Genomic DNA, 1,417 nt, shown 5'->3' with positions numbered 1-1,417 from the left:
AAGCTTTATCAAAAAGGATTTCCCCCACTTAATGTCGAATATATATAATAATCACAAAATATAAATTCTTGGAGGTATCCTTATGATCAATATTAAAAACCAAATTCATCTCTGTGACGTTTATGAAGAAGTCGTAGACTGTTTTGAGGAAAATAAACCCAAGTTTATAAATTTATTTGAAAACCATATAAATTTAAAAATATTAATTCCTCAAAGTTTTTATAACGCATACTATTCTTCAACTGGTCGTCCTAGAGAATACTCTCTTTCCTCAATGCTAACCGCATTTATAGTTCAAAAGATACTTGGTATATCTGAAATTGAACTACTTGTTAATATCTTAAATTTATCTAGTGAACTAAGGTCACTCTGCGAGTTCAGTACTGTACCTCATGAATCACAGTTCTCTAGATTTAAATCTAACTTTATTCAACATATTCATAGTTTTTTCAATCATTTAGTTGATATTACTGAACCTATTTGTAGAAAACTTAATTCTGAGTTATCTAAAATAATAATTGCTGATACTACTGGTATTGAAGCTTATGTTAAAGAAAATAATCCTAAATATTTTGAATCTCTTTTAAATACTGGTAAAGTTGCTAAAAAGAAAAATTCAAATATTGTTCCTCATAAATTCGCTTGTAGTAAAATGCCTAAACAAACATTTGCTAACCCTAAAATTAAACTTTCTTATATTAATGGTCATTATTGTTATGCACTTAAAGCAACTACTCTTGTTAATGGTCTTGGAATCTTAAGACATATTGATTTTAACGATACTCAATCAATGGATTTTGAAAACAATAGCTCTGGTGAACAAGCTAAAGATGAGTATGATTCAAAAACTTTAATTCCTATAATGAGACGTTATTTCGCTATGCATAAAGATTTCAAATATAATTATTTTCTAGGTGATGCTGCTTATGATTGTGATGACAATTATAAATATCTAATTAAAGATTGCAACACAATACCTATTATTCCAATTAATCCTCGTAATTCTTCTGATTTACCACAGCCTAGCGGCTTTACTGATAATGGAGTTCCATTATGTCCGAAGGACTCTTCTCTTCCAATGAAATTTGATGGAGTCACAAGAGAAAAAGGACGTTCTATGCGAGTTAAATGGCTTTGCCCTAAATCTAAAAAAGTAAGAATTAATGGTAAAACTAAGTATATACTTTCCTGTGAAAATCCATGTACATCTTCACCTTGTGGAAGAATATATCATCCAACCATCAATAAAGACTTTAGACTTAATTGTCCTATTCCTCGAAATACAGAAAAATGGAATAACTTATATAAAATCAGAACTATTACTGAAAGAACCAACAATATTATTAAACACCCACTAGGTCTATCGACCTTAAAGATTAATAAGACGGATTCTTTAAAAGCTGAATTATTATTAGCA

The 1,417-nt window shown here is 29.1% G+C and carries 1 protein-coding gene; it reads left to right on the top strand.

Features of this window, described 5'->3' with window-relative positions; translation table 11 throughout:
- Nucleotides 1-82: 82 nt before the first annotated feature.
- Nucleotides 83-1,417 (top strand): transposase (locus tag CLOACE_RS11590; RefSeq protein WP_070111395.1); only part of this gene is annotated, 1,335 nt, incomplete at its 3' end.

It is taken from the genome of Clostridium acetireducens DSM 10703, from assembly GCF_001758365.1.
Taxonomy (GTDB): Bacteria; Bacillota; Clostridia; order Clostridiales; family Clostridiaceae; genus Clostridium_C; species Clostridium_C acetireducens.
The sequence above is the reverse complement of the archived record's forward strand: the minus strand, read 5'-3'. Positions and strand labels throughout refer to the sequence as shown.